At 66.1% G+C, this 26,635-nt stretch carries 25 protein-coding genes and 2 pseudogenes; 11 read left to right on the forward strand and 16 right to left on the reverse strand.

The window, feature by feature from the left end:
- Window positions 1-78: 78 nt before the first annotated feature.
- Window positions 79-1,515 carry an amidase gene (locus AB0M74_RS05420; RefSeq protein ID WP_364901848.1) on the reverse strand — a complete coding sequence of 479 codons (1,437 nt, stop codon included), beginning with the start codon at window positions 1,513-1,515 and terminating at the stop codon, window positions 79-81.
- 18 nt (window positions 1,516-1,533) lie between these two features.
- On the opposite strand from AB0M74_RS05420, the gene AB0M74_RS05425 reads away from it, so the two are divergent.
- On the forward strand, window positions 1,534-2,133 hold the full coding sequence (locus AB0M74_RS05425; protein WP_364901850.1) for a TetR family transcriptional regulator: 600 nt from the start codon (window positions 1,534-1,536) through the stop codon (window positions 2,131-2,133).
- Between the two features lie 55 nt (window positions 2,134-2,188).
- Here the strand turns inward: AB0M74_RS05425 and AB0M74_RS05430 are convergent, their stop codons facing one another.
- The 5 genes from AB0M74_RS05430 to AB0M74_RS05450 form a co-directional block, all read right to left on the reverse strand.
- Window positions 2,189-2,386, reverse strand: coding sequence for a 4-oxalocrotonate tautomerase family protein (locus AB0M74_RS05430; protein ID WP_364901852.1), 198 nt, complete (start codon window positions 2,384-2,386; stop codon window positions 2,189-2,191).
- A complete protein-coding gene (locus tag AB0M74_RS05435; protein WP_364901854.1) occupies window positions 2,386-3,126 on the reverse strand; it encodes an SDR family NAD(P)-dependent oxidoreductase in 741 nt (246 codons plus the stop codon). The genes AB0M74_RS05430 and AB0M74_RS05435 overlap by 1 nt, the downstream gene beginning before the upstream one ends.
- Window positions 3,127-3,213: 87 nt before the next feature.
- Window positions 3,214-3,738 (reverse strand): TetR family transcriptional regulator C-terminal domain-containing protein, encoded by a 525-nt coding sequence (locus AB0M74_RS05440; protein ID WP_364901856.1) that lies wholly within the window; start codon window positions 3,736-3,738, stop codon window positions 3,214-3,216.
- Window positions 3,739-3,927: 189 nt separating this feature from the next.
- Window positions 3,928-4,413: a gamma-glutamylcyclotransferase family protein gene (locus AB0M74_RS05445; RefSeq protein ID WP_364901858.1), complete on the reverse strand. Its 486-nt coding sequence runs from the start codon at window positions 4,411-4,413 to the stop codon at window positions 3,928-3,930.
- Complete coding sequence (locus tag AB0M74_RS05450) at window positions 4,406-5,362, reverse strand: hydrogen peroxide-inducible genes activator (protein WP_364901860.1); 957 nt, start codon at window positions 5,360-5,362, stop codon at window positions 4,406-4,408. Before AB0M74_RS05450 ends, AB0M74_RS05445 begins: the two co-directional genes overlap by 8 nt.
- Before the next feature lie 111 nt (window positions 5,363-5,473).
- On the opposite strand from AB0M74_RS05450, the gene AB0M74_RS05455 reads away from it, so the two are divergent.
- The 5 genes from AB0M74_RS05455 (at window position 5,474) to AB0M74_RS05475 (ending at window position 8,936) form a co-directional block, all read left to right on the forward strand.
- On the forward strand, window positions 5,474-6,061 hold the full coding sequence (locus AB0M74_RS05455; RefSeq protein WP_364901862.1) for a peroxiredoxin: 588 nt from the start codon (window positions 5,474-5,476) through the stop codon (window positions 6,059-6,061).
- Between the two features lie 53 nt (window positions 6,062-6,114).
- Window positions 6,115-6,654, forward strand: a complete 540-nt coding sequence (locus tag AB0M74_RS05460) for a carboxymuconolactone decarboxylase family protein (protein WP_364901864.1) — start codon at window positions 6,115-6,117, stop codon at window positions 6,652-6,654.
- A 125-nt stretch (window positions 6,655-6,779) separates the two neighbouring features.
- Entirely contained in the window at window positions 6,780-7,541 is a 762-nt protein-coding gene (locus AB0M74_RS05465; RefSeq protein WP_364901866.1) for a hypothetical protein, read from the forward strand.
- A gap of 26 nt (window positions 7,542-7,567) precedes the next feature.
- Window positions 7,568-8,026, forward strand: coding sequence for a hypothetical protein (locus AB0M74_RS05470; protein WP_364901868.1), 459 nt, complete (start codon window positions 7,568-7,570; stop codon window positions 8,024-8,026).
- 208 nt (window positions 8,027-8,234) lie between these two features.
- Complete coding sequence (locus AB0M74_RS05475; RefSeq protein WP_364901870.1) at window positions 8,235-8,936, forward strand: PhzF family phenazine biosynthesis protein; 702 nt, start codon at window positions 8,235-8,237, stop codon at window positions 8,934-8,936.
- A 2-nt stretch (window positions 8,937-8,938) separates the two neighbouring features.
- On the opposite strand, the gene AB0M74_RS05480 is transcribed toward AB0M74_RS05475, so the two are convergent.
- Window positions 8,939-9,622, reverse strand: a complete 684-nt coding sequence (locus tag AB0M74_RS05480) for a DUF5134 domain-containing protein (RefSeq protein WP_364901872.1) — start codon at window positions 9,620-9,622, stop codon at window positions 8,939-8,941.
- 259 nt (window positions 9,623-9,881) lie between these two features.
- Here AB0M74_RS05480 and AB0M74_RS05485 point away from each other — a divergent pair.
- Window positions 9,882-10,196, forward strand: a pseudogene (locus AB0M74_RS05485) (SDR family NAD(P)-dependent oxidoreductase); the annotation flags it as partial.
- Window positions 10,197-10,210: 14 nt separating this feature from the next.
- Here the strand turns inward: AB0M74_RS05485 and AB0M74_RS05490 are convergent.
- Window positions 10,211-11,851 carry an acyl-CoA synthetase gene (locus AB0M74_RS05490; RefSeq protein ID WP_364901874.1) on the reverse strand — a complete coding sequence of 547 codons (1,641 nt, stop codon included), beginning with the start codon at window positions 11,849-11,851 and terminating at the stop codon, window positions 10,211-10,213.
- A gap of 226 nt (window positions 11,852-12,077) precedes the next feature.
- Here AB0M74_RS05490 and AB0M74_RS05495 point away from each other — a divergent pair, with 226 nt between their 5' ends.
- Both AB0M74_RS05495 and AB0M74_RS05500 read left to right on the forward strand, forming a co-directional pair.
- Window positions 12,078-12,602: a GNAT family N-acetyltransferase gene (locus tag AB0M74_RS05495; RefSeq protein ID WP_364901876.1), complete on the forward strand. Its 525-nt coding sequence runs from the start codon at window positions 12,078-12,080 to the stop codon at window positions 12,600-12,602.
- 18 nt (window positions 12,603-12,620) lie between these two features.
- Entirely contained in the window at window positions 12,621-13,571 is a 951-nt protein-coding gene (locus AB0M74_RS05500; RefSeq protein WP_364901878.1) for a DUF1152 domain-containing protein, read from the forward strand.
- A gap of 19 nt (window positions 13,572-13,590) precedes the next feature.
- On the opposite strand, the gene AB0M74_RS05505 is transcribed toward AB0M74_RS05500, so the two are convergent.
- The 3 genes and pseudogenes from AB0M74_RS05505 to AB0M74_RS05515 form a co-directional block, all read right to left on the reverse strand.
- Entirely contained in the window at window positions 13,591-14,814 is a 1,224-nt protein-coding gene (locus AB0M74_RS05505) for an aminotransferase class III-fold pyridoxal phosphate-dependent enzyme (RefSeq protein ID WP_364901976.1), read from the reverse strand.
- A gap of 87 nt (window positions 14,815-14,901) precedes the next feature.
- Window positions 14,902-15,273, reverse strand: a pseudogene (locus AB0M74_RS05510) (Pr6Pr family membrane protein); the annotation flags it as partial.
- A 144-nt stretch (window positions 15,274-15,417) separates the two neighbouring features.
- On the reverse strand, window positions 15,418-16,050 hold the full coding sequence (locus AB0M74_RS05515; RefSeq protein WP_364901880.1) for a Pr6Pr family membrane protein: 633 nt from the start codon (window positions 16,048-16,050) through the stop codon (window positions 15,418-15,420).
- A 149-nt stretch (window positions 16,051-16,199) separates the two neighbouring features.
- On the opposite strand from AB0M74_RS05515, the gene hrpA reads away from it, so the two are divergent.
- Window positions 16,200-20,468 (forward strand): ATP-dependent RNA helicase HrpA, encoded by a 4,269-nt coding sequence (gene hrpA / locus AB0M74_RS05520; protein WP_364901881.1) that lies wholly within the window; start codon window positions 16,200-16,202, stop codon window positions 20,466-20,468.
- Between the two features lie 26 nt (window positions 20,469-20,494).
- Here the strand turns inward: hrpA and nrdR are convergent, their stop codons facing one another.
- From nrdR to AB0M74_RS05535, 3 genes are all read right to left on the reverse strand, one after another.
- Window positions 20,495-20,971 carry a transcriptional regulator NrdR gene (gene nrdR, locus AB0M74_RS05525; protein ID WP_328403605.1) on the reverse strand — a complete coding sequence of 159 codons (477 nt, stop codon included), beginning with the start codon at window positions 20,969-20,971 and terminating at the stop codon, window positions 20,495-20,497.
- Window positions 20,972-21,121: 150 nt separating this feature from the next.
- Window positions 21,122-22,468 (reverse strand): hypothetical protein, encoded by a 1,347-nt coding sequence (locus AB0M74_RS05530; RefSeq protein WP_364901882.1) that lies wholly within the window; start codon window positions 22,466-22,468, stop codon window positions 21,122-21,124.
- A 113-nt stretch (window positions 22,469-22,581) separates the two neighbouring features.
- Window positions 22,582-23,058, reverse strand: coding sequence for a hypothetical protein (locus tag AB0M74_RS05535; RefSeq protein ID WP_364901883.1), 477 nt, complete (start codon window positions 23,056-23,058; stop codon window positions 22,582-22,584).
- Between the two features lie 284 nt (window positions 23,059-23,342).
- Between AB0M74_RS05535 and lexA the strand changes: the two genes are divergently transcribed.
- Complete coding sequence (lexA, locus tag AB0M74_RS05540) at window positions 23,343-23,978, forward strand: transcriptional repressor LexA (RefSeq protein ID WP_364901979.1); 636 nt, start codon at window positions 23,343-23,345, stop codon at window positions 23,976-23,978.
- 43 nt (window positions 23,979-24,021) lie between these two features.
- Here the strand turns inward: lexA and AB0M74_RS05545 are convergent, their stop codons facing one another.
- Window positions 24,022-25,599, reverse strand: a complete 1,578-nt coding sequence (locus AB0M74_RS05545; protein ID WP_364901980.1) for a carboxylesterase family protein — start codon at window positions 25,597-25,599, stop codon at window positions 24,022-24,024.
- A 174-nt stretch (window positions 25,600-25,773) separates the two neighbouring features.
- Complete coding sequence (locus tag AB0M74_RS05550) at window positions 25,774-26,439, reverse strand: class I SAM-dependent methyltransferase (RefSeq protein WP_364901884.1); 666 nt, start codon at window positions 26,437-26,439, stop codon at window positions 25,774-25,776.
- Between the last annotated feature and the right edge of the window lie 196 nt (window positions 26,440-26,635).

Here is a 26,635-nt window from a genome sequence, read left to right on the forward strand (position 1 = left end):
TTTTCGTGTCGCGCGCCTGGCATGCACCGCGCGCGGCCGAATGTATTGCGGTGCAGGTCAACTCGCTTCGGCCGGCTGCTACCGCCGGGTGCCGATGGGGTCAACGGGCGTCACAACCCCCAGCTCGTTCTCGATGACAGCGGCCGCGGTGAGGCATAGGTCCTCGCGGTACATTCCGCCGATGAGCTGCACGCCCTGCGGCAATCCATCGGTCACACCGACAGGAACTGCCACGGCGGGGACCCCCACCAGAGAGCTCGCCGCGCACAACCGCACCGGCTCCATCATGCGCTCATGCTCCTGCGCGTCGGCCGGGACCAGTGGTGCCGGTGGCAGCTCGGTCGACACCGGCCCCAAGAGCAATGAATAGCGTGTGAAGAAGCTCGCCCACTGTCGCTGAACCCCCAGCCGGGCAGCGGTCAACTGGACGTATCCGGCCAGGTCCAACGGTGGTCGCCGCTGCATGATCAGCTCCAGGTGCCGTCGGCCTGTCACACTCAACAACGGTCGAATATTCGACCACACCAGGGAGAACTCGGTGCTGATCAGGCCCGCGTAGACCTCCAACGCTTCGGCCAGCGCGGGCGTTTCCACCTCCTCGACCAGGTATCCGGCCTTCCGCAAGACAGCCGCCGCGGTCTGCACGGCAGCTCGGACGTGTGGGTGCACGCCGTGGCCGCCCGGATCGACAACCAGGCCGATCCGAACCGGTCCAGCGAGCGCCGCGCCGTCCACGGGCACGGGCACCGCCCGCGGGTCCTGCGGGTCGGCTCCCGCCAACACCTCGTACACCAGCCGAAGATCTGCCACCGACCGCGCCATCGGCCCATCGACGGGCAGCACCTGTGAGGCCAGCGTCGGCTCCTGCCCACCGATACGGTGATCCGCCGCGAACCGGCCGTAGCTCGGTTTGAGCGCGGCCACGCCGTTGAACATCGCCGGAATGCGCAGTGAACCACCGGAATCGTTGCCGAGACCCAACGGCGTCATTCCGGTGGCCACCGCGACACCATCGCCACCGCTGCTGCCGCCCGGGCTACGGCCTGCCGGGTCCCATGGGTTGCGGGTGTCGCCGTAGAGCGTGCTCGTCGTGTGCATCCCCGCGATCGTCAAGTCCGGCAGGTTGGTTCGGCCGATGGGTATCGCCCCGGCGGCCCGCAGCCGCCGAACCGGTGGCGCATCCTCCGAAGCCACCAGGTGACGTAGCCGCGGCACCCCCATCGTCGTCGCCGATCCCGCGACGTGAATGTTCTCCTTCACAGTGAAAGGAACCCCGGCCAGCGGACCCACCCACGCACCGGCGGCCAGCCGTCGGTCGACCTGCTCGGCGGCTGTCAAGGCGCTGTCGGCCAGCACATTCGTCACCGCGTTCACCACTGGGTCGACTGTCTCGATGCGCGCCAGGTGAGCGGTCATCACCTCGACCGCACTGACCACTCCGGCCGATACCGCTGCCGCGATCTGTTTCGCGTTCGCTCCACATATCTCCACGCCCAGGAAGATACATATCTGCATCCAGATACACTATTGGATATGAAGGAGCGACTCACCCGCGCGCAGAGCCGACAACAGACCCGCGACCGACTGCTCGCCGCGGCCGCCGAACTGTTCGTCGAGCGGGGAGTCAACGGCACCTCGGTGGAACAGATCGCCGAACGCGCCGGATACAGCAGGGGCGCGGTCTACGGCAACTTCACCGACAAGCACGAATTGATCGTCGAACTGCTCGTCCAGCGAACGCAGCGCGAAATCGACGAGGTCAGCCGGCTCGACCACACCACCCGCGAGCCGCTGCGGCAGTTCAACCGCGATCGCGCCGAGCATCTCACCGACTGGCTGGCACTGCGCCTCGAGCTCATACTGCACATCCTGCGCAACCCTGACCTGCGGCCACGCCTGGCCGAGCGTGAACTACTCGCCCGTGCCGCCATCACCGCGGGCGTCGCCGACGAGCTACCACGGCCGCCGGCTGATCCGGCTTTCCTTGCGCTGATCATGCACGCACTGGAAGACGGTCTGCTCATCCAGAAATTGCTGACACCCGAAGGGATTCCGGACGACGTCGTCGCGGCGGCAAGCGAGCTACTCATCAGCTCATGGGCCGCTCTGGCGGACTCCCGAGGTAAGAAGTAGCCCCGGCGAGACACGTTCGGGCGCCCGGCGTGGGCGCCCGAACATCGACGCGAGCCTACTGCGCTCGATACTGCTCTACGGACATACCACCGATGCCCCAATCGGTCAGCTCGACCTCATCGATCACGACAAACGTCGTCGCGGGATCCTTGCCGAGCACATCCCGCAGCAGATCGGTGACTCCTTTGATCAACTGTGACTTCTGCTCCCGCGTCACGCCCTCGTTGGTGACTTTGATATTGACGTATGGCACTACGCAGCCCTTCCCGAGATGAACCCACCGTCGACGGGGAATATATGACCGGTTGTGAACGCGGCATCCGCGAGATACAGCACGGCTGCGGTGGTTTCACTCACCTCACCGATCCGATTCAGCAAAGCCAGCCTGCCCGAGGAGCTTTCGTCGCCGTCTCCGAACAACGGGGTGCGAATAATCCCTGGCGCAACAGCATTCACCCGGATTCCGTCGGCCGCGAGCTCGGCGGCGAGGCTGGTGGTCAGCGCATGGACGCCACCCTTGCTGACCAGCGCCGCGGAGGCGGGCAGCCCGGCCAGCGCGTGATTGATCAGCACGGTGCCGATATTGACGACGCTGCCGCCGTTGCGCTGCGCTCGCAGCTGTCGGACCACGGCCTGGGTGGTGAAGTAGGTGCCTTTCAGGTTCCCGTTCAGGTAGCTGTCGAGGTCTGCCTCAGTGACGTCGACGAACGGCTTGGCCCCGAAGATCCCCGCGTTGTTCACCAACACGTCGACCCGGCCGAACCGCTCGACAGCGACCCGCACCAGCTCGGTTCCTGTAGCGGGAGAACCGATATCGCCTGCGAACACCGCGACCTGTTCCACCGCAGCCAGCTCGTCGGCCACTGCCGCGAGCTTGTGCGCGTCACGCCCGTTGAGCACGACATTGTCGCCCCGCGCCACGAAGGCCCGTGCAACATCGCGCCCGATCCCACTGGAGGATCCGGTCACGATGACCGTTTTCGATGTGGACATTTCATTCTCGCTTTCTCGTGAACCTTTGATACGACCGGTCGTCTTGTAATGGAGGTGCGGAAATGAGCAGCACGCAATGGGGACGAGCTATGGCCGGAAGTAGTCGTCCAGCAGTCGGCGCAAACACTTCTGCAGCGGCTCGAGCGAGCGGTTGATCTTCATCCGGATCACCGCCCCCTCCCAGGACTCCAACAGCATGTCCGCGAGATCCACCGCGTCGATATCGGCGCGAACGGCACCCGATTGCTGCGCCCGGCGCAGCGCCTCCGCCACCCCGTCTCGCCACGAATGCCATGCGCCGGCAAGCGCTTCGCGCAGTACATCACTCCCCTCCAGCTCACCACCGAGGTTCGCGATCAGGCACCCGCCCGTGTACTCGGCCTCGACGAAATCCGCCATCAGCCGCCCGAAGAAGGCTCGCAGCCCCGACATCGGATCCGGTGCAGCACCGAGCGCCTCGGACAGGTTTCGCTGCACACACAGCGAATGATGGTCGATGATCGCCTGCCCGAAGGCTTCCTTGCTGTCGAAATAGTTGTAGAACGACCCCTTGGGCACACCGACCGCATCGAGCACCTGCTTGATTCCGGTGCCGTGATACCCATTGGTCAAGAACCCTGCGGCACCTTCCTCAACCAGAAGCTGCCGGGTGTCATCACTCCGTCGCGGTCGCGCCATGCGATGAATATACGACCGGTCGTCTTCGAATTGCAACCCGAGATTCGGCCCGATATGAGTGCCCGTCGGTGGCCGCTGCAGCACCCACCGTGCGATCGGCCCCGAAGTGCCGTGCACGGCCGACTAGAACGTGGACAAACCGGCACGCCATCGCCCGCACCCGGCGGTGAACTCGACAAGATGATCGAGCGCGAACCGGTCGGGATCCCAGTCCCCCGACGCGACCTCCGCTGTCCACACGTAGGTCAGGACTCGCGCGTGCCCGGGGATCACCAGCGGACTCAGCTCATACTCGGCATCCTCGAAGGCATCGAACACCTTCCACACAGCGGCAGTAAGTCCGGTGAGCAGCACGCCGCGAGCGACGGACGCAGGCCGCGCCACCAGTCCGGGATACATGCGCCCCGGCAGCGCCGCCACCCGCCAGCCGGATACCTCGACCAACTCCGAGCTCGGACAGCGGCCGAGCAGCTCGATCAACACCGCAGGAAACTGCAATGTCCCGTAGGCGAAGAGCGCCTTGTCCGCGCCGCGCGCAAACCCGAGGCGCCGCGGATCTGCCGCACTGTTGCCGATCGGTGCCACCGCGAGCGCATCGGCGTCAGGCATCTCGAACCGCCCCACCGCCACCTCCCGCTGTCGCGCCGTCGACTGCTGGACCGATATCGCGAATGATCGCGGCCAACTGCTCGTAGTCCTCGGACCGTGCTGTCGAAGCCCGGAAGGCGAGCCCCAAGGTACGGCCCGGCGCGGGCGCCGCGAAGCGCGCGGTTTCCAGTGTGCCGCGGGCTGTTTCGGCGGCGACCGCCATGTCGGGAATCAGCGTCACACCCAAACCTCCTGCCACACACTGCACTACAGTCGCCAGCGACGCCGCACGCGTGTCGCCGACACCGGCGGGATGCACCTCGGCGGTGCGACACAATTCCAGCGTCTGATCGCGCAAACAGTGCCCCTCGTCCAGCAGCAGCAGCGGCAGCGCGTCGAGGGCTGCGGGCGCGATGTCGGTGCGCCCGGCCAGCTCATGACCGCGCGGGGTGACCAGCACGAATTCCTCTGTATACAGCGGTATCTCGACGACCCCGGACATTTCCGTCGGCAGCGCGAGCAGCGCGACATCCAACACTCCGGTACGCAGGCCGTCGAGCAGTCGCGCTGTCCGGTCCTCGATCACCTGGGGCGCCAACGCGGGTACCCGCGTACGCAATTCGGGCAGTAGCGCAGGTAGCACATACGGGGCAACTGTCGGAATGATGCCGAGCCGCAGTGTGCCGCCGAGCCCGTCGCCCGCCGCTGAAGCAACGAATCGGTCGGCCGCTTCGAGGGTCGCGATCGCTTGCGGCAGCAGCCGCATACCGGCGGCGGTGACGAGCACGCGCCGCGTGCTGCGTTCGATCAGTTGCAGCCCGAGGCCGTGTTCCAGCGCCGCGAGCGCCTGCGATAGCGTGGGCTGGCTCACACTGAGCCTGGTTGCCGCAGTGCCGAAATGGCGATATTCCGCGATCGCGACGAACGCACGCAGCTGCGACAGGGTCGGCTGATAAGTCTGATCAGTCACGCCTATCAGTGTAGTGCGACTGATCACGTTTACCTTTCAGCGGGCTTTGGGCAAGATCACAAGTGAGCTTTTCGCACAGTGCTAGCAAACCAACATGACGAGGAGAAAAGCATGGCCCTGCTGACCATCGGCGACCAATTCCCGGCATACAACCTCACCGCGGTCATCGGCGGTGACCTGTCGAAGGTCGACGCTCAGCAGCCTGACGATTACTTCACCCAGATCACCTCCGACGACCACGCGGGCAAATGGCGGATCGTCTTCTTCTGGCCGAAGGACTTCACCTTCGTGTGCCCCACCGAGATTGCCGCCTTCGGCAAGCTCAACGAGGAGTTCGCAGACCGTGACGCGCAGGTGCTCGGCGCCTCGGTCGACAACGAGTTCGTGCACTTCCAGTGGCGCGCCCAGCACGAGGACCTCAAGACCCTCCCGTTCCCGATGCTCTCGGACCTCAAGCGTGAACTCGCCTCCGCCACAGGTGTTCTCAACGCCGATGGCGTCGCGGACCGCGCCACCTTCATCATCGACCCGAACAACGAGATCCAGTTCGTCTCGGTGACAGCGGGTTCGGTCGGCCGCAACGTCGAGGAGGTGCTGCGGGTGCTCGACGCCCTGCAGTCCGACGAGCTGTGCGCCTGCAACTGGAAGAAGGGCGACCCGACCATCAACGCGGGCGAGTTGCTCGCGGCCAGCGTCTGAGATCCAGTCGTCCCAGCACACCGTAAACCGAGCATGAGTAGAGGATTCGCCGAATGAGCATCGAGACCCTGAAGAACTCCCTCCCCGAGTACGCCAAGGACCTCAAGCTCAATCTGTCGTCCATCGCACGCACCACCGTGCTGAACGAGCAGCAACTGTGGGGCACACTCCTCGCGTCGGCGGCCGCAACCCGGTCGGCGACCACGCTGCGCGAGATCGCCGAGCAAGCCGCCGACACCCTGTCGCCGGAGGCGTACAACGCCGCACTCGGCGCGGCCTCGATCATGGGCATGAACAATGTGTTCTACCGAGGCAAGGCGTTTCTCGGCGGTCGCTACGACGACCTGCGGGCCGGCCTGCGCATGCAGATCATCGGCACGCCGGGCGTCGACAAGGCCGATTTCGAAATGTGGTCGTTCGCAGTGTCCTCGATCAACGGATGTGCACACTGTCTGGAGGCGCACGAGAACGTGCTGCGCGAGGCGGGCGTCGGACGCGAGGTGATTTTCGAATCGCTGCGCGTGGCCGCCATCGTCGCCGGTGTCGGCCAGGCGGTCCAGTCCACGGAGGCACTGGCCGCAGCCACGGTCTGACATTCCTACCTCGACGGCCCCGTCCACCAGGACGGGGCCGTCGTTCGCTCGCACGGCCGGGAACTGTCGGACGCCGTCGCTAGCCTGTCGGCGAAACACCCAGCGCCGAGGAGGGAGACCAGCCGATGGCCGTCCGCACACCACCACCGACGAACGAAGACGACTGGAAAGTACCGACCGCGTGGTGGTCGAAATCCGATCCGTTCCGGGGGCTCGGTCCCACCCCAAAAACCACGGTGAACAGTGCGGCAGCCGCAGCGGTAGCCGACACATTGGCGCAGTCGGCCGACAAGATCCGCTCGGTGCTACAACACCCCCGCTCGCACAACGTATTCCGACAGCATGGTCTGACCTACCTATCCGCGCCCGGCGCCGATCCGATCGGCGCCGCCGTCTGCGCAGCAGTCGCGATCGATGCCTACGTGCTGAATCCCGACAGCCTCGGCAGGTACAACGACAACAACTTGCATCTAGCGGACTATCTGGTCCGCACGCACGGCTTCGCACTCGCCACATCGATCACGATCGCGCTCGCGGGCATCCACTGCGAGTTCGACTCGCTCGCACCGAATGAGCGGTACCGAAATTCGAACCCGGAGAACCACCGGGTCGTGGCAGGCCGCCCCGATCCGCCTGTCACCATCGTCCGACGCCTACGGGCCATACTTGCGACGTCCGACGACGCGGAGTATGCAGACGCGGTGGCGGCCGCGGCCCGATTGCGTCATGACGCGACCCTGCCGATCCGATTGCTGACCTCGTACTTGTTTCCCACCGAACAGCATTGGGTGACAAGCGATCTCGCCGAACCAGGATTGTCCGCGGGGGAGGCCGGAGCAACCTTGCTGCTCGCCTGCGTCACAGACACGACCCTGCGCACCGAGTAGTCGATCTGCTCGGATCGGACTGGCGCATGCTCCATCGCAACCCAGCGCTGCTGTTCAACCTCGCCACTCAGCTCGGACCGCCCGCCGCGGATGTCATCATCCGGATCTGGAAGGAAGGCTGGGGCAACGCTTCCGCGCCGAAAGCGGACAAGTTGGGGCGCATACTCGCCCAACTACCCAACGACGCGGCCATACACTTCCTCTCCGACGAATCATGGCGCGACTCCACCACGACGGCGCTACTCGCGTCCGCGAGGCGATTCCCTGCCCGAGCCCTACGGGTATTTGCCGAACGGGTCGACCGACCCGGTAACAAGGGCGCTTTCCTCGATCATGCCCAACGCCATCGCGACCTCACCGCAGCCGTCCACCATGAGCTGCCCGCGAAAGCCCGGCAATTGCTGACCGAGGCCATGCCCGACCTGGCCGCGTGTTCGACACCCGATGACGCGAGCACACCGGGATCTCCGACGATGCCCCGATGATATTTCGTTGTGCGTCTCCGACTATGTGACCAATCCCCCATCACCGAGCGACAATTCGGACTTATCGGACAATATCCGGAGCGCTCAGCGGGTCACCCCCAAGTGGGCGCAGATAGATAGCTGGCCAGTTGCTCAATTAGTCGGCCCTTCGGATCTCGACCATATCCATGCCTGGGAGCACGTCCGAAGTCCCGGTAGGCTCACGACCATGGGCACACAGGATGAGCTGGAGGTCACGAGCACACGGGTCGAGGTTGTGCGGGTGTTCACCGACGCGGCCGGACGGTTCGGAAACGAGCTGGGAATTGCCCGGGCGGACGAGGTTGCCGACGCAGACCGGCAGGCGCTCGCAGCGCGTGTCGGTTTCAGCGAAACCGTCGTGGTCGACGACCCCGTCGAGGGATCCGCCCGGGTGCGGATCTTCACACCCGCCGTGGAACTGCCGTTCGCGGGTCACCCATCGGTGGGCACCGGGTGGTGGTTCGCCGAGCAGGGCATCAAGGTACAGGTGCTCGATATGCCCGCGGGACCGGTGGCCGTCGAACTGACCGACGGTCTCACCTGGATCACAGCCCGGGGCGAATGGGCGCCCGAATTCACCTTTCATCAGCTCGCCGACGTCGAGGAGCTGGTGGCACTGAACCCGGACGACTTCCCCACCGGACATCACTACCTGTGGGTGTGGACCGACGAGCACCGCGGCGCGCTGCGCTCCAGGATGTTCGCACCCGCCATGGGCATCGCCGAAGACGAGGCCACCGGTGCCGCTGCCGTCGCACTCACCGCACTGTTGCGCCGTGGCCTGGTGATCACCCAGGGCCAGGGCTCCCAGCTGTTCACTGAATGGGACTCCGACGGCTGGGTGCGTCTCGGCGGACGCGTCGTCGCGGACTCGGTCATCGACATCTGAGGTCACCCGTAGACCATGGCGATCAGCATGTAGGCGGTCCCCACGTCCATCACGACGTGGGGAACGATCGCTGAGGAGAGCACTCGACCGGTCGACGCACCGTCAGGATGACCGAGCCAGTGATACCGCCACCCCGCGCTCACCGCGACGATCGCCACGACCGCGTCCACGGCGAAAAGCGTCGCCAAAACCAGGGCGGGGCCGGGCTCGGGTCCGCCGCCGTGTCCGACGTCCCGATGCCCCGACATCGCGTAGAGCATCGCTCCCGCCGCTACGACGTGGTATCCGAGCGCAACCATCCGATCGGCTGGCATCGCACGACGCTCGCCGTGCCACTCTGCGACTCTGCCGAGGAGCAGGACCGCGAATACCACCGTCAGCGCGGTCAGCACCCCACGTAATGCCAGCGGGTTCGCCCCTGCTGGAAAGACCAGCATGGTCAACATGACCAGGCACATGATCAGATGTGCGGCATCGGACTCGTGACAGGCATTCGGCCCGTCGCCGTCACTCGATGAATGATCGTGCCGCCGAGCATATGCAGCCTGCACATCCCCTGCCGACCGCGGCGCCGCGCCGGCCGCGGACGGCGTCGCCAACCGGACAACCACGATCGCCGACGCACACAGGAACGCCACGACCACCGACCACCGCAACGCGGCGTACTCCTGAACGAACTCCGCCACACCCCACCACCTCTCGTCGCGGGCAGCACCTCCATGCTCGCACCCGCCCACCCTTAGGACACCCTTTTCCGACGGAGGCCTTTCGGCCACGCGGCTATGATCCGATCCGCGCATCCCTTTCGCCGCACCCTCACGCAGCTGCTCCAGGCGCGGTTCCCGCTGCTCTACCTCGAATCGTTCGAAGAACAACGCGCACTCGACGAGATCGTCGCCACCACAGCCGCGCTGAAGACGCCGCGGCCGGTCCGGCGGTCACGGCCAGATCGTGAACATCGGCTCGGCAGTCGGGGTCACCGCCACACTCGGAGCCGCTGTCTACAGCGCGACCGAGCATGCGGTGGTCGGGCTCGGCGCGGCGCTGCACCGCGGACTCGCCGAACAGGGTGTCACCGTCAGCACCGTCGCGCCTGGTTTCGAGCCCGACGCCGAGGTGGTGGCCGACGCCATCGTCGACTGTGTCGAGCACCAGCGCGGCGGGCTGTTGGTGGTGCCGCCCACGTGCTGGTTCCGCACCGCCACGCCCGATCCCGTGCATCTGCGCCACTCGATGCGCCGCATGCTCGGCATCATGTAGCGGCTCGGGTCAGATCAGTCAAACAACTCACGCAGCACGCGCACGAGCACCTTTCCGGTTGGATTGCGCGGCAATGCATCGATGAACAGCACGTCGCGGGGGACCTTGAAGCGGGCAAGATGGGTCTTGACGTACTCCCGGACCTCGTCTTCGGTGAGGGTGTGCCCCTCGCGGACGACGACCGCCGCGCGCAGGCGCTGGCCGTACTTCTCGTCGGCGACGCCGAACGCACTGACCTCCGCGATGGCCGGGTGCGTGGCGAGCAGTTCCTCCACCTCGCCGGGGAAGACGTTCTCGCCACCGGAGACGATCATGTCGTCGTCACGTCCGTCGACGAAAAGCCTTCCCGCCCTGTCGAAGTGGCCGACATCGCCGGTCGACATCAGGCCGCCGATGCGGGCCTTGTCGCCGCCGCCGGTGTAGCCCTCGAACTGGTAGCTGTTGCCGACGAAAATGCGGCCGGTCGCACCGGCCGGCACCTCGGTGTCGTTGCTGTCGAAGATCTTCACGACGGTGCCGGGCACTGGGGTGCCGACACAGCCCGGCTCGACAGCAAGCTCGGCGGGCGTGGCAATGGTCGCGTACGCCGCCTCGGTGGATCCATAAACGTTGTAGACCACCGGACCGAAGGCCGCCGTCACCCGAACGCACAACTGGGCACCCAACTGCGAACCGGCGACGAAGATAATGCGCAAGCACGGGAAGTGTTGTCCAGCAACGGCTTTCGGTCCGACATCCACGATACGCCGCAACATGACCGGTACGGCGATCAGCGCAGTGACGCGATGTCTGCCCATGCTGTCGAGCACAGCCAGCGGATCGAAGCGACGCCGGATCACCAGGGTGGAGCCGAGGCCGACGGCCAGGATGGCATGTGCGAAGCCGAGCGTATGAAATAGTGGCGCAGGGCATTCGGTGATCTCGCGGGCCCGGAACGGCACCTTGCCGAGGATGGCGCCCAGCGGCGCCAGAGAGGTCGGTTCACCGCGCGGCGCCCCCTTCGGGGTGCCGGTCGTGCCGCTGGTCAACAGGATGATCTTGGCGGTGGTGGTGGCCCGACGCGGCGGCGTGTGCGCACCGCCGGCGATCAGATTGTCGAGGGTGTCGACACCCGGCTTGTCGACCCAGGCGCGATAGCGGCCCCGGCGCGGCGCGAGATCACCGAGCATGCCGCAGTATTCGTCGTCGAAGACCAGCAGATCGGCGCCCTCGCGGGCAACGACCTCACGCAGCTGCGGACCCGCGAAATCGGTGTTCAGCAATACGATTCGGGCACCACACTTGGCCGCGGCGAACACCGCGTAGTGGAAGCCGCGGTGGTTGCGCGCCAGAATCGCGACGCCTTCACCGTCGCGCAGACCTCGGGCGCGCCACGCGTTGGCGAGCGCGGTGCTGCGCTCGTCGAGTTCGCGGAACGTGACGGTCCCGATGTCGTCGATGATGGCGGCGCGATCCCGATAGCGCAGAGCGGCCACCGTCGTGAGCCCGCCGAGCATGCCCGAGCGCAGCACCGCCACGCCCATCCTGGCGAGCCGGTCCGGGCGCTCCGGTGCCGCGAGTCCGGCGCGGACCATGAGCGCGGCGTAATACATTTCATCGCCGGCCCGGCGGGCCGCGATAGCGGCCAGCGCCCCGACCTTGTTGGTCAACTTCATGATTCAGCTCCCCTGCTGGGCAGTGCCTGACCGAACGCCGTCGACCGTGGTGTGTGCTCGCAGCCGAGGGCTTGCTGGTCCGCACCCAACGAGGCGGGTATTGCATGGTCGGCCGTACCCGAGGTGAGGGCGAGCGCCCTCACAGTAAGGCGTATCGGACGGGTTCGTCGAGTGAGCGGTACCCCATCCACCCCCATTACCCGACGTTCCGATCCATGATGGACGAATGCCGAGCGACATCCCTGAGCAACTACTGCGACCGCACGCACCACGGGTGTCGACAACCACGCCCCCGGTCCAGATCATCGTCGACGACCTCTCCGCTCCCCGGATCGCCACGCTACTCGGCGAGCACCTGGCCGAAATGCAGGCCAACTCCCCCGCCTGCAGCATGCATGCCCTCGACCTCGAAGCACTGCGTGCCCCCGGCATCACCTTCTGGAGCGTGTCGGATGCCACCGACCTCCTCGGCTGCGGTGCTCTTCGACAACTCGATCCCACCCACGGCGAGATCAAGTCCATGCGCACTGCCGCCGCCCACACCGGTCGCGGCGTCGCCGCACACCTGCTCGACCACATCATCACGACGGCTCGCGCTCGCGGCTACCGCCGCCTCAGTCTGGAAACCGGCGCCTCGGACTTCTACGGCCCCGCCCAACGCCTGTATGCCCGCAATGGCTTCGAACGCTGCGCTCCGTTCGCCGACTACACCGACGACCCGCACAGCGTCTACATGACCCGCACCCTCTGACCGAATCGGACCGATCCGATGCGCACCCCAGAAATTTTCACTCGCCTCGACGGTCGCACATCGGTGCTGATCGCAGGGGCAGGCGGTGGATTCGACATATACGCCGGTCTCCCATTGGCATTCGCGCTCCGCAGGACAGGAGTCTCGGTCCACCTGGCCAATCTCTCGTTCACCCGACTGGAGACGCTCGACCCTGCGGTGTGGTTGAACGGGAGCGTCGCGGTGATCACGCCCGACGTCGCCGGCCCGGAGAACTATTTTCCCGAACGCACCCTCGCGAGGTGGCTCGCGCTGCACGACGAGCCGTCGACGGTCTATGCATTTCCGCGCACCGGCGTCCGGGAGCTGCGGGCCGCGTATCGGACGCTGCTCGAGCTGCTCGACATAGACGCCGTCGTATTGATCGACGGCGGGACCGACATCCTGCTTCGCGGCGACGAGTATCTGCTCGGCACCCCCGAGGAGGACGCGGCCAGTCTGGCCGCGGTCGCCGGAATCGATGAGACGCCGGTACGACTGGTCGCCGCGCTAGGATTCGGCATCGATGCGTTCCACGGGGTCAATCATGTTCAGGTGCTCGAGAACATCGCCGAGCTCGACACGGCAGGCGCCTATCTGGGCACGTTCTCGATACCCGGTGATTCGCCGGAAGCTCGACGCTACCGCGCGGCCGTCGAGCATGCCGCCGCGCTGACACCCAAGCGACCGAGCCTGGTCAACGGGCAGATCGCGGCAGCACTCTCCGGGCGGCACGGCCACGTGCCGATCGATGGCAGAAGCCGGGCTACCGACCTTTTCGTCAACCCGCTGATGGCGATGTACTTCACGTTCGACCTGCCAGGGCTGGCAGCACGCAACGCGTATCTGCCAACCCTGGAGGACACCATGGATATCGCCGATATATCGCTGCGGATCGGGCAGTATCGAGCCCAGATCACCCCGCGGCCGCCTCGTTCGTTCCCGCACTGACCGCCACGAGCCTGTGGACTCAGCCGAGGGCTGCGGTGAACCCTGAGACCAGCTCGGTGACCTGATCGTCGGTCATCACGAACGACGGCGAGATCTGCATCGCGCCTTGGCCCGCCGCGCGACCCGAAACACCGTGTGCACGGAGCGTTTTCACCAGAGGAAGCCCTTCCGAGGGGTCGGCGAGCTGGATCGCGGCGACGGCGCCGAGCCCGCTGCGCACTTCGGCAACGCGCGGATGCTCAGCCAACGGTGCCAACTTCTCGTGCAGGGTCGATTCCAGGCGCTTCGCCTCGTTCAGCAGGCCCTCGCGCTCGACGATCTCCAGATTGGCCAGCGCGGCCGCCGCGGCGCCGGCATGACCGCCGTAGGTGTAGCCGTGCCGCCACCACACGCCCCCGCTGAAGAATGGTTCCGCAACGCGTGGGGCGATGAAGACCGCACCCATAGGAACATAGCCGGAGGTCAGGCCCTTGGCGGTGGTCATGAGGTCGGGCTCGAGATCGAATCGGGACGAGGCGAACCAGGATCCGCCGATACGGCCGAAACCCGTGACGACCTCGTCGACCACGAACAGGATGTCGTTGTCGCGGCAGATACGGCGGACCTCGGCAAGATAACCGTCCGGCGGCAAATAGATACCGCCGGCGCCGATGATCGGTTCGCAGAAGAACGCCGCGATGCGTTCGGCGCCGATTTCCTCGATCAAGGCAAGCAGCGATTTCGCGTCATCCCACGCCACGGTGCGAGCATCGGCCATCAGTTCGCCGTAGCCTTCCCGGTTGACCGGGATGCCTGCCAATGCCGTTCCCGCGATATGCATTCCGTGATAAGCGCGCTGACGGCCGACCACGATCGTCTTGTCCGGCCGCCCCATCTCATGCCAGTACCGCCGGGCCAGCTTCGCCGCGGTGTCGACCGAGTCCGAGCCACCGGAGGTGAAGAAGATCTTGCTGTCGGGCACCGGTGCAATCGTCGCCAACTTCTCCGCGAGCAGCTGGGTGGCGGGTTCGGCGAAGTCGCCGAAGTTCGAGTAGTGCGCGATGGTGCGCAGTTGCGCGGCGACGGCGTCGGCAATCTCGGCGCGCCCGTGCCCGACATTGGTGAACCACAGGCCCGCGGTCGCATCCAGATACCTGGTGCCGGCCGCGTCCCAGATGTAGGCGCCCTCCCCACGCGCGACGACGAACGCCCCGTCCCGTTCGACGGCCCCCATATCGGCGAACCCGTGCCATAGCGCACTCATACCAACCACCTTTACCTCGAGAACCGAATCATTCGTCCGTACCCCACCAGCGCCGCTCGGATCGCCGAAGGCGGCGACGGCAGCCGCGAGCAGCGCGAACGCCACAACCACAACCACCGATCCGATGGTCATCGACCCATATTCCCGATGCCGCAGGTCGATGAACGGGTACGGATACCACTCCACGAACACGCCACGGAACAGGGTGCGTGCGCCGTATGTCACCGGGTAGGCCAGCCGGCCCGCGATCAGCGGACCGTTGCCCCTGATCGTCACCGGCACCAACGCCCAGTCCGCGATCATCGCCATCGGCACTGGTTGTCCAGCGGGTAGCCGAACGATCCATGGTCGTGGATCGGACCACATATCAGCCACCATCCCCAGCCCAGCGAACCCGAAACGCAGGACACGACCCACCATGGAGCCATCCCGACGGCGTTCACGGTGCGATTGTTGCATAGCTCGGGAAGTGCCAGACCATTGCTCAGGAGGATGCCGGTGGCGGCCGGTGCCGCCGGGTATTGGCCGTTGTCGGTGCCGACCGGTCCGCTGTCGGGCACGCCCAGCTGAACTCGAACGCACCCGAGGGGTGAGTGACCGCACTCAGCCCGTCGTGGCAGGTTCCCGCCTGCGGGCAACGAGTGCGCCGAGCGAGACGACGGCGACGGCGAGAAGCGCGAAGACGCCCGAGAGGATGAGCAGACCGATGATCAGCGAGATGTAACCCTGCTCGCGGGGATCGAGGAAGGGATAGGGGTACCAGTCGACTATCGGGCCCCGGATGAGGGTGTACGCGCCGTAGCCGGCCGGGTATATCAGCCAGGCGCCGATCAGTGTGCGGGTGATGCCGAGGGTTGCCGGGACCAGGACCCAGTCCAGCATCACGACGAGGGGCAGGATGCGGTGCACGACGTCGTTGATCCACTTGTCGGTGAGCATCACCTCGACCTTGGCGAGCAGGACGGCATAGACGACGCCGGTGATGAGCAGGTACAGCGTGGTTGCGCCACGGATGGCCTGCCATCGGCGGTCGCGGGGGTCACGCACGGCGCCGACCACCAGGACGATGACAGCGAGAACGGTGGACTGGATGGTGAAATAGCTGAAGTAGTTGGCGGCGGAGAAGGCGGAGTCGTCGAAGTTGCGGATAGGTATCCACACCAGAGCGACGAGGCCGAGCGCGGCAAACGCGAAGCGCGGGATACGAATCCACAGCGGAGCAGCACTGGCGGTCATTTCTGGATCGTCGCACATCAGGATGGTTTTCACGGGTGAACTCCGCTCGGTGTCACCGCCGTCACGCGTGGTGTGCTCACTGGATGCCATCACCCGCGCGGGGTTCGACGAGCGGTCTGCACGAGCGTTTCGCTACGCTGGTAGACGCAATGACCAGGACAGCCGACCCGACTCTCCGCGAGCTCCGTGACCGCCTGGCCTCCGTAACCCTCCGCGACGAACACCGGTTGCGCCGACGCCTGGACCGGGCCCGCGGCGACGATCTCACCGCCGTCGCGGTCGATATCGCGGCGGCCGAGGGGCGCATCGAGGCCCGCCGCGCGGCGGTACCCGAAATCCGCTACCCCGAACAGCTGCCGGTATCCGCGCGCCGCGACGACATCGCGAAGGCGATCGCCGAGAACCAAGTGGTGATCGTGGCAGGCGAGACCGGCTCCGGTAAGACCACCCAGATCCCCAAGATCTGCCTGGAGCTCGGCCGCGGCATTCGCGGGACGATCGGACACACCCAGCCGCGCAGGCTGGCCGCGCGCACCGTTGCCGAACGCATCGCCGAGGAACTCGGCACCGAACTCGGTGATGTTGTCGGCTACACCGTGCGGTTCACCGATCAGGCGTCCGATCGCACGCTGGTCAAGCTGATGACCGACGGCATCCTGCTCGCCGAAATCCAGCGCGACCGGCTACTGCGCCGTTACGACACGATCATCATCGACGAGGCGCACGAACGCAGCCTCAATATCGATTTCCTGCTCGGGTACCTCAAACAGTTGCTGCCTCGCAGGCCCGATCTCAAGGTGATCATCACCTCCGCGACCATCGACCCGGAACTGTTCGCGCGCCACTTCGGTGACGAATCCGATACTCCCGCACCGATTGTCGAGGTCTCCGGCCGGTCCTATCCGGTGGAGATCCGCTACCGGCCACTCGCACTCGAACTCCCCGGCTCCTCCGACGACGAAGACGATGACGACACCCGGATCGTCGACCGCGACCCGGTCGACGCCATCGGCGACGCGGTCGGTGAACTCTTCACCGAGGGCGACGGCGATGTCCTGGTGTTCCTGTCCGGCGAACGCGAAATCCGCGACGCCGCAGATGCGCTGCGCGACCTGAAACTCCCGCGCACCGAGATCCTCCCGCTGTATGCGCGCTTGTCGACTGCCGAGCAGCACCGAGTGTTCGCCCCGCATCCCGGGCGTCGTGTGGTACTCGCCACCAATGTCGCGGAGACCTCGCTCACCGTGCCCGGGATCCGCTATGTCATCGACCCCGGCACTGCGCGCATCTCCCGGTATTCGATGCGCACCAAGGTGCAGCGCCTGCCCATCGAAGAGGTCTCGCAAGCCTCGGCCCGGCAGCGCGCCGGGCGGTGTGGTCGCGTGGCCGACGGCATCTGCATCCGCCTCTACTCCGAGGACGACTTCGAATCCAGGCCCGCGTTCACCGAACCGGAGATCCTGCGCACCAATCTGGCCGCCGTCATCCTGCAGATGACCGCGCTCGGCCTCGGTGACATCGAGAACTTTCCGTTCGTGGAGGCGCCGGACCGTCGCGCCATCCGCGACGGCATCGCATTGCTGGAGGAGCTCGGGGCTCTCGCACCACGCGCTACCACGAAACCCACGCGGCGGCGACCCCCGCCGACCGAGATCGACGAACGGGCACAGCACGGTTCCGACCGGAGCGCGGGCGCGGAACTGCAGCGCGACGACAGCGCCGCACACCTACCGGTTCTCGACAGCGAGCCGACCGGCGACGCCACGCTGACACTGACGCCGATCGGGCGCGAAATGGCGCAACTACCGGTCGATCCGCGCATGGCGCGCATGCTTGTCGAGGCGAATCGCAACGGCTGCCTGGCCGATGTCCTGGTCATCGTGACCGCGCTATCGATCCAAGATGTGCGCGAACGCCCCGCCGACCACCAGCAGGCCGCCGACACCAAGCACGCACGGTTCGTCGTGGACGGCTCGGATTTCCTCGCCCACCTACGGCTATGGGAGTACCTCACCGAGCAGCGGAAGTCGCTGTCCGCCAATCAGTTCCGGCGGATGTGTCGCGAAGAGTTCCTGCACTACCTGCGAATTCGGGAATGGCAGGACCTACACGGGCAACTGCGGACCATCACACGGGGACTCGGCTGGTCGACGCAGGCAGACGGCGGCGCCCCCAGCGGCCGGCTATCCGATTCCCCAGCAGCGGGCGAGCAAAGTCCACGCCGCGGACAGCGCGACAGACGTGCATCGAAACCCAAGGCCGACAACACCTCCCCTGCTGCCGCATCCGGACAGAGCGGATCGCGACGCGGTAGACAGCCCGAGACCACAGCGCAGACGACGCCCCTCGGCGAGGACGGCACCCCCTGGGATTCCACCTCGATCCACCAGGCACTGTTGGCAGGCATGCTGTCGCATATCGGCGTCCGAGAGGCGGAATCACGCGAATTCGTCGGGGCGCGCAACGCCAAATTCATGATTTTCCCCGGCTCCTCCCTCGCGAAGAAGCCGCCGCGCTGGGTGATGGCCGCGGAACTGGTCGAGACATCGCGGCTGTGGGGCCGAATGGCCGCCAGGGTGGAACCGGAATGGGCCGAGCGCCTAGCCGGAGATCTGGTGAAACGCACCTACTCCGAACCGCATTGGTCCGCCAAGCGCGGCGCCGCACGCGCCTACGAGCGTGTCACTCTTTACGGCGTCCCGCTGGTGACAAGCCGCCCCGTCGATTACGGCCGCATCGATCCTGAGCTGTCGCGCGAACTGTTCATTCGACACGCACTCGTGCAGGGCGAATGGCAGACCCACCACGAGTTCTTCCACGGAAACCGCGCCCTGCTCGACGATGTGGCCGATCTGGAACATCGCGCCCGTCGCCGCGACATCCTCGTCGATGACGAGGTGCTCTTCGAGTTCTACGATCGGCGCATCCCGGCCGACATCGTGTCGGTGCGGCATTTCGACAGCTGGTGGCGTACTGCAAAGCGCAAAGATCCTGCACAGCTGGATTTCTCGACCGACACCGTCGTGAACGAGGGCGCCGCGACACTCGATCCGACCGATTTTCCCGATGCGTGGCGTCAAGGCGAGCTGAGCTTCCCGCTCACCTACCAATTCGAGCCGGGCAACGACGACGACGGCGTCACGGTCCGCATCCCGGTGGCACAGCTGGCCCACATTCGGCCGGTCGGGTTCGACTGGCTGGTGCCGGGCATGCGCAACGAGCTCGCCGCAGCCCTGATCAAGACACTGCCGAAGACGTTGCGCCGCACCGTTGTTCCGGCACCCGACTTCGCGGCGGCGGCACTGGCCGCGCTCACCCCGCGCGCCGAACCGCTGCGCACCGGTCTGGCGCGGGAGCTGTCGCGCCTCGGCTCGGTGACGATCACGCCGAAGGATCTCGACCCGGCCGCGCTGCCCGACCATCTGCGCATGACCTTCGCGGCTACCGACGCCTCCGGGCGCACCCTGGCCAGTGGCAAGAGTCTCTCTCAGCTGAAAACCCAACTGGCCACACAGGTTTCCGCCTCCGTCGCCCGTGCCACCGCAGGCGCGGAGCGGGCCCCCGCCATGGTATGGACCTCGGAATCCCTCGGCACGGTCGAGTCCACCGTCCGCCGCGAAGTGGCCGGTCAGACGGTCACCGGCTATCCGGCGCTGGTGCCGGAGGGCGACGGTGTCGCGGTGCGGGTGCTCAGCTCCCCTATGGAACAGGCCGCAGCGATGCGGGCCGGCACACGCGCGCTGATCCTGCGTGCGATCCCCACCTCGCCGCGTGCCGTGACAGCCGGGCTGTCGGCCACGGATCGGCTTGCGCTGAGCCAGAACCCGTACGGCTCACTGGAAGCTCTCGTCGAGGACTGTCGGGCCGCGGCCGCCGACGAACTCATCGCCGCCGCGGGCGGCCCTGTTCGCAGTCCCGACCGTTTCGATGCCCTCGTCGCGGCCACCCGGCCGAAGCTCGCGGACACCGTCATCCGATTCGTGCGCCTGGTTGTCCCGGTCCTTGCTGGGGCACACCAGCTTTCGGTGGCGCTCGCGGTGGCCACCGACCGCGACATCGCCGAGGATGTCCGCCATCAGCTCGCCGAGCTGGTGTTCCCCGGTTTCGTCTCCGAATGGGGCGGCACCCGGCTTCGCGAACTGCCCCGGTATCTGCAGGCGGCGACTGTCCGCCTGGAGTCGCTGCCCGGCTCGGCCGTCCGCGATCGTCAGGCCACGATCGAGCTCGACCGGGCGCTGGCCGCCTACGACCGACTCATCGCCGTCCTTCCGGACAACCACAAACACGCCGCCGCGGTCACTGAAATCTGGTGGATGATCGAGGAATTCCGGGTAAGTCTGTTCGCCCAGAAGCTCGGCACACCGTACCCAGTCTCGGCCAAGCGCATCGAGAAGGCGATCGACGCGATACGTCGCTAGGTAAAGCTGTTCGGTTCAGCGTGGCATCAGTCGACGGTCGCGGCGACCGTCGCCTCGTCACGATGTCGGCGCAGGTCGGCGATCTCGCGCTCGAAATCGTCGGCGGAGGTGAAGGACCGATAGACCGAGGCGAAGCGTAGGTAGGCGACCTCGTCGAGATCACGCAGCGGGCCGAGAATGGCCAGTCCGACTTCGTGGCTCGGCACTTCCGGCGAACCTTTGGCCCGCACGGCGTCCTCGACCTGCTGGGCCAGCAGGTTCAGCGCGTCCTCGGCGACCTCGCGTCCTTGGCAGGCACGACGCACCCCTCGGATGACCTTCTCGCGGCTGAACGGTTCGGTGACGCCACTGCGTTTGACCACGGATAGAATCGCGGTCTCGACCGTGGTGAAGCGTCTGCCACACTGCGGGCAGGAACGACGGCGGCGGATGGCCGCGCCTTCCTCGGCCTCACGCGAGTCGACGACCCGCGAGTCAGGGTGTCGGCAGTACGGGCAATGCATCTGGGAAATCCTTCGTCGATGCGCGCGCTCGCGTCCGGGCCGGGCGCCGATTGGGGTGACCATTCCGGCGAGCACGTGTACAGGGGTCTAGACCTATACGTCCATAGCACTTCGAGGATACCCGGGCCGAGTCGGTGGCTTTCCCTCGCGTCACTCGCCGATCCGCCACTGCGTGGTCATGTCCGCGACAAGTTCGGGGATTCGCTGGATCATCCGGCCGCGGGCGAGCTTGTTCCAGAATGACTCACCGAGCCAGGCGGCGGCGAACGGCGGATTGCGCTCCATGTCCACATGGCGCGGCACCAGGTCGCCGGTGATGTAGGTCCAGCGGGTGTTCCGGTCGGCCCAGTTGAAGTCCGGCAGCGGGGTACGTAGCGCCACGGTGCGTCCGGCAATGTCGGCGCGGACGGTCGCCGGAGCGAACACCCCCGGCGCCAGGACGCCTGGAACGGCCGGCTTACCCGCCACGGTGCTCACGTAGGTGAGCACTCGGCCTATCGTGCCGCGACCTGCGGAGGTCGCGTCCCACTGATCGGCAATGACCCGATTCTGTTCACGATCGGTCATCCGGACCAGCGCGTCCTCGTACCCGTCCTGCGTGTGCGAGTCGATCGACTGCCAGGCGGCACGGATATCCGCGTCGATCACCCCCGCGGCATACATCTCGTCGATCCCCGCCATCCCCAGCGCGACATAGGCTTCATGCATGGGCACCAGGTCGGTGAAAATGTGCCTCTGCATGATCATCAACCGGGTCTGATACCAGGCGATGTCCTCGGGGCTCAGGCGCGCGCCCTCGGTGGCGAGCAACCTGATGTCTGCAGGCACCTTGCGCACCAATTCCTCTGGAGTACCGCGCAACAGGTCGGCCACCGCGTTGCCGAGCTGATGAATGCCGGGCAGGTCGAGCACAACACCGCTCTCACCGAGATCGAAGAAACCCGAGGCGAAGGAGCCACCCGCGATGCCGGCGAGACCCGCCCACCAGAACTCCGGATGCTGGTTGGCGAGCCGGAAGTAGTTGACGTACACCAGATTGAACGTGTTCTGGTTGGCGCGCACGCCACGCGCCGGATCCCAGGTCGCCAGGTCTATCGCGGCGTTGCGGGTGGAGACCACCAGCCAATACTGATGCAGCAGGGTGGCATACCGTCGCGGCGCGACCCCGTCGGCTCTGGCCGCGCCGAGCGCCGCACGCAAGACTGGTTCATCCAGCGGGACAACCGGGTTCAAGCCGCCTCCCGCAGCGCCGTCACCGTTGAGAGTGGGCAGATCCAGATACATCTCATACGCGGGAGCGGCATGTGCTGCGGGAATCGCCGTGAATCCGATGACGAGACAGGCGAACAGCCCGACGACCCGGGCGAACAGTCGGGGGAAGTGTCCGGCCGAGCCGAGCCGAGCGATCATGCCGGGCCGATGGGAACCGCCTGATCGTCCCCCGGTGCTCGGTCGGTCGGTAGTGGCGATGGTTCGAGCGGTACTGAGGTGCGTCATCGCATGGAATCCTGTTGCCTGAGTCACGTTTTCAGGACAGTAGCAACATGTTCTACTTTGCAATCAACAAATTCGGCCACCCTTCGTGGCCGATTCCGCCACCCCCGCGCGCATCAGCGCGATACCCCGGGCCCGGCCACGTCGGGAACGAGTCGCCCGTCGACGTTCCGCTGCTCGAACACCGCGGGCGCCGTCGTCGGTCCACCCTTGTCGAAAGTGCCCGCCCGCAGGTGCGCGAGCCCGATCAATGCCGTCACAACCAACGCACTCAGCAGTGCGGCCACCGCGAGCACCGCAAAACCGACCTGAGCCCGCTCGACCATCTCCACCGGGTGTGGGCCCCGAGCCTGCCGCACCGACGGCGTTGTCCGGATGCGGCGCTCGTACAGCGCCACCGTGCCACCCGGCCTGTTTCCACGGGGGCGCCGGTCGGCGACAGACCGCGGCGCCGAGCCGAATGCCCGCACCGCACCGCGATGCGGGCCCCGCACGCGCGGAACGGAATCGAAGCCGAGATCGACATCGACCTCGGCCGATTCGACGGCGCCGGTCGCGCCGATGGTGCTGATGTCACTGATCGCTGTGCTCATCGGACAAACCTCCGCGGTGGGCTGCTGACTGGAGACTCGATGGGGTAGCTATTCGATCACGTGTTCGAAGAACTTGTGTTCGATTTCTACCACGAGGCAACGACAAAGTCAGCAGAAACGCCGACATGCCTCGAACAGATGTTTGAAACATCGGCTCGACCGGACTAGATTCGGAAGACGAAATCAACGACAGGTGAAGGGCGGTTGCGGTGAGCCACACAGACGACACGGGCGACGAGAGCGTAGGAGGCACCGACCCATCCGGCGCCGGGGCGGATCTCACCGTGCGTCAGCGCAAGGTACTGGAGGTCATCCGTACCTCGGTGAGCGAGCGCGGCTACCCGCCGAGTATTCGGGAGATCGGCGATGCCGTCGGGCTGACCTCCACATCGTCGGTGGCCCACCAACTCAGGACGCTGGAGCGCAAAGGCTTTCTCCGGCGCGACCCGAATCGTCCACGCGCCGTGGACGTCCGCGGTCTGGACGAGGCGGTCCGCGCGGTCACCAGCCTGGCCTCGGTCGAGGAATCCGATCCGAGCAAGCCGACACCGACCTTCGTCCCGGTACTCGGCCGAATCGCGGCCGGTGGTCCGATCCTGGCCGAACAAGCGGTCGAGGACGTTTTCCCGCTGCCCCGTGAATTGGTCGGCGACGGATCGCTGTTCCTGCTCAAGGTCGTCGGTGAGTCGATGATCGACGCGGCGATCTGTGACGGCGACTGGGTGGTCGTGCGTCAGCAGAACGTCGCTGACAACGGCGACATCGTAGCCGCGATGATCGAGGGTGAAGCGACGGTCAAGACCTTCAAACGCACCGGCAAGGACGTCTGGCTTATGCCGCACAACCCGCTGTTCGAGCCGATAGCGGGCAACGACGCGCGGATCCTCGGCAAGGTCGTCACTGTCATCCGCAAGATCTGACGCACAAGTCATTGCGGTGCGCGAGGCCCGCGCACCGCAACGGCTACCATCGGGTCGGCATGGTCGACCAGAAGTCCGCCTGATGCTCGGCGGCATAGTTCTCGACGAGCCTGCTTCCGTCGGGCCGGAACGACATGACTTGCGGCGCGGCCGAATCGTAGGCGGGGATGGGTTGGAGTCCGGCGGGATCGGGGCTACCTGTGATGGTGAAACGACTCCAATACCTTCGCATTTCGCCGGCGAGACGCCGCTGATCCGAACTCATCACCGCGCTGTAGACCCAGCTCAGGTCGCGCATGCTGAACAGCCCGAACAACTCGCTCGCATGATAAGCGCCCATCGGGAAATTGGAAGGTGGCGCGAGCGGCGCAGGATCGTCGAACGAGTACACAGAGGTCGCGTTGGTTCGGCTCAATTCCGCATATTCGACGATCAGCCCGGACAGCGTTCGATCGGTCCACGCCCTGGTCAGTGCGAGCGCAGGCTGCGCGAAGTCCGACACCGGGTATCGGCGTTCGACGCTCGTGATCTGCTCCGGCGTCAGATCCGGCATGACAGCGACCAACGCGTCGTGATACCCCTCCGCGGTCAGCGGCATGCCCACCCCGTACATCATGTACACCCGCAACGCCATCTCATCGTGGTTCGCACCGACCAGAATCGGTAGCTGCGGTATCGCACCGCCCCGCACGGCCGCCCGCGGACCACTGGGCAGGAACGCGCCACCGGAAACGGTGGCAGTAACCGGATCCGCCACCAGCACACCGTCGGGCAGGCCACGCAGACAGGCCGCGACATCCGGTCCTGAGCAACCGTGCCGCGCCGCATAGGTGTCGCCATCGCTCATCGCGCGAGCCATCGGCACTGCATTCGCGCACGGCCCGCTCTGCATGATCGCGGCACCGAACAGTCCCCGCGAGCTCGGCGCGGCCAGCTGCGAACACACCGAACTGGCACCCGCGGACTCGCCTGCCAGGGTGACCCGATCCGGATCGCCGCCGAACGCGGCGATATTGTGCTGCACCCACCGCAATGCAGCCTGCTGATCGAGCAGACCGTAATTGCCAGAACCCGAGCCGTCATCCAGCGCCGTCGCGGCAAGAAATCCGAGCGTCCCGAGCCGATAGTTGATTGTCACGACAATGACATCGCCATCGCCGCTGGTGACGAGCGGGCCCGCGCCATACGTATCGCCGGACCCGCTGGCAAAGCTCCCGCCGTGAATCCAGACCAATACCGGCAAATGGCGCCCATCCACCGGCAGCGTGCTCGGCGTCGAAACATTCAGGTACAGACAGTCTTCCGACTTCGCGACGCCAGAACTCACTACCTCGATCGCACCGTTTCCCTGCGGGCAACTCGGGCCCGCATTGATGGCATCTCGTATGCCGGACCACGACGCCGGTAGCGCGGGAGGCCGCCAGCGCAGCTCCCCTACCGGTGGTGCCGCATAAGGAATCCCCTCGAACAACCGCAGACCGGCAGACTGCCTGCCACGCAATTGTCCGGTGTCGATGGTGACCACATTCGAGGTAGCTGCCAAAGGCGCTGCCGAGACCGGCAGGGCGATCCCTGCCAGCACAATGAGCAGACCAACGAAGGCCGACCAGGCATGCTTCATCACAGACACACGCTAACCAGCCTGCCCGCACCCGCGCGGCCGCCGCACCGCACAACTTCCAGAAGACCGGGCCGACCGCGTCCATGGCCGGGCACCCGATCACCGCGACCCCCGGACACCCCATTCACCTGGGCTCAACGCACGACCGCTATGCCGCCCGCTCCGTATCGCCGGCTACCGCTTCATTGAGACGAACTGCGCGAGAGATCCGTTGCAGTAGAAATCATCTCGGCTCAGACCTGCCGTATCCAGCCAACCGAGCAGGTCGTCAGCGGTACACGGCGGACCGAACACACCAAACGCACCCAGGGCCTGTATCTGTCGGTCATAGCGACCGGAGACCCCGGAAACCACGCAACTGCCGACCACAGTGCCACGGGGGCGAAGGACACGGGCAAGCGACGCAATCGCAGCACCCGGGTCGGGCATACAGTGCAGGCCCGCGAAGGTGACCACAAGGTCGAATTCGTCATCGGCGAAGGGCAGCTCGACGACATCCGCTCGCACGTACTCGATCTCGGACAGACCATGGCGCTCGGCAACGCGCCGCGCCGCGCTCAGCTGGTTGTCGGAGATATCCACAGCGACGTAGCGAACCTTCTGGTATGGATCGAGACGGCGCAGTGTGACGCCGCCACCGACGGGCAGATCCAAAATGCTTGCGCCGTGCGAGATCTGGTTTACGACATCCATCGCCGCATACATCCGATCGGTGTCGCACCCCCACAGCGCCCGACCCACCGGCCTCGCGAACGAAGGGCGGTCGAGGACCGCATCGTAGACCCGGGCGCCGAAAGCACCGAACACCGGATTCTGCCAAACCTGCCTGACGTCAACCATTTCCACTCCCTCGGCGCGGTGCGGCCAGCATAGCCGCCAGGAAAGTGCCTGCGGGTACCGGTGTAGAAACGACGAAAGCCCCCGACCGAAGTCGGGGGCTCTCGCGAATGATGTTCCGGCGGTGTCCTACTCTCCCACACCCTGTCGAGTGCAGTACCATCGGCGCTGGCAGGCTTAGCTTCCGGGTTCGGAATGG

This window comes from Nocardia sp. NPDC051463, assembly GCF_040681975.1.
In the GTDB taxonomy this organism is placed as follows: domain Bacteria; phylum Actinomycetota; class Actinomycetes; order Mycobacteriales; family Mycobacteriaceae; genus Nocardia.

Coding starts and splice junctions, on each gene's coding strand:
- AB0M74_RS05465 (WP_364901866.1), top strand. CDS start 6,780: ATGGCCGTCCGCACACCACCACCGACGAACGAAGACGACTGGAAAGTA.
- AB0M74_RS05475 (WP_364901870.1), top strand. CDS start 8,235: ATGGGCACACAGGATGAGCTGGAGGTCACGAGCACACGGGTCGAGGTT.
- AB0M74_RS05460 (WP_364901864.1), top strand. CDS start 6,115: ATGAGCATCGAGACCCTGAAGAACTCCCTCCCCGAGTACGCCAAGGAC.
- hrpA (WP_364901881.1), top strand. CDS start 16,200: ATGACCAGGACAGCCGACCCGACTCTCCGCGAGCTCCGTGACCGCCTG.
- AB0M74_RS05470 (WP_364901868.1), top strand. CDS start 7,568: ATGCTCCATCGCAACCCAGCGCTGCTGTTCAACCTCGCCACTCAGCTC.
- AB0M74_RS05445 (WP_364901858.1), bottom strand. CDS start 4,413: ATGCCTGACGCCGATGCGCTCGCGGTGGCACCGATCGGCAACAGTGCG.
- AB0M74_RS05435 (WP_364901854.1), bottom strand. CDS start 3,126: ATGTCCACATCGAAAACGGTCATCGTGACCGGATCCTCCAGTGGGATC.
- AB0M74_RS05425 (WP_364901850.1), top strand. CDS start 1,534: ATGAAGGAGCGACTCACCCGCGCGCAGAGCCGACAACAGACCCGCGAC.
- AB0M74_RS05535 (WP_364901883.1), bottom strand. CDS start 23,058: ATGAGCACAGCGATCAGTGACATCAGCACCATCGGCGCGACCGGCGCC.
- AB0M74_RS05515 (WP_364901880.1), bottom strand. CDS start 16,050: ATGACCGCCAGTGCTGCTCCGCTGTGGATTCGTATCCCGCGCTTCGCG.
- AB0M74_RS05505 (WP_364901976.1), bottom strand. CDS start 14,814: ATGAGTGCGCTATGGCACGGGTTCGCCGATATGGGGGCCGTCGAACGG.
- AB0M74_RS05530 (WP_364901882.1), bottom strand. CDS start 22,468: ATGACGCACCTCAGTACCGCTCGAACCATCGCCACTACCGACCGACCG.
- AB0M74_RS05550 (WP_364901884.1), bottom strand. CDS start 26,439: ATGGTTGACGTCAGGCAGGTTTGGCAGAATCCGGTGTTCGGTGCTTTC.
- AB0M74_RS05500 (WP_364901878.1), top strand. CDS start 12,621: ATGCGCACCCCAGAAATTTTCACTCGCCTCGACGGTCGCACATCGGTG.
- AB0M74_RS05495 (WP_364901876.1), top strand. CDS start 12,078: ATGCCGAGCGACATCCCTGAGCAACTACTGCGACCGCACGCACCACGG.
- AB0M74_RS05490 (WP_364901874.1), bottom strand. CDS start 11,851: ATGAAGTTGACCAACAAGGTCGGGGCGCTGGCCGCTATCGCGGCCCGC.
- AB0M74_RS05455 (WP_364901862.1), top strand. CDS start 5,474: ATGGCCCTGCTGACCATCGGCGACCAATTCCCGGCATACAACCTCACC.
- nrdR (WP_328403605.1), bottom strand. CDS start 20,971: ATGCATTGCCCGTACTGCCGACACCCTGACTCGCGGGTCGTCGACTCG.
- AB0M74_RS05420 (WP_364901848.1), bottom strand. CDS start 1,515: ATGCAGATATGTATCTTCCTGGGCGTGGAGATATGTGGAGCGAACGCG.
- AB0M74_RS05545 (WP_364901980.1), bottom strand. CDS start 25,599: ATGAAGCATGCCTGGTCGGCCTTCGTTGGTCTGCTCATTGTGCTGGCA.